The organism is Algoriphagus aestuariicola (genome assembly GCF_017254835.1).
In the GTDB taxonomy this organism is placed as follows: domain Bacteria; phylum Bacteroidota; class Bacteroidia; order Cytophagales; family Cyclobacteriaceae; genus Algoriphagus; species Algoriphagus aestuariicola.
In genome coordinates this window covers 1-341 of sequence record NZ_JAFKCW010000040.1, presented here as the reverse complement: position 1 = coordinate 341, position 341 = coordinate 1, and the positions used below count along the sequence as shown (strand labels likewise).

1 protein-coding gene is annotated in these 341 nt (G+C 61.3%); it reads left to right on the top strand.

Annotated features, from left to right (window positions below):
* Positions 1-341, top strand: a 341-nt coding sequence (locus tag J0A67_RS23580; RefSeq protein WP_206571676.1) for an aminotransferase class I/II-fold pyridoxal phosphate-dependent enzyme, incomplete at both ends; no start/stop codon positions are given.

The following is a 341-nucleotide window of genomic DNA, read 5'->3' as shown; positions in this document are numbered from 1 at the left end:
ACCCAGTGGGATTACATCGCCGATCGCTTCGGCAGCGCCGACCTGCTGCCGTTCACCATCTCCGATATGGATTTCGCCACCGCACCGTGCATTCTCGAGGCGCTGCAACAGCGCCTGCAGCACGGCGTGCTGGGCTACAGCCGTTGGCAGCATGAGGATTTTCTCGGCGCGCTGCGCCACTGGTATCAACAACGTTTCAACACCGCTATCGACACCACAACGGCGGTGTACGGCCCTTCCGTTATCTACATGGCGGCGCAGCTGATCCGCCAATGGTCCGTGCCGGGCGACTACGTGGTGACCCATACCCCGGCCTACGACGCCTTCTATAAGGTGATCCT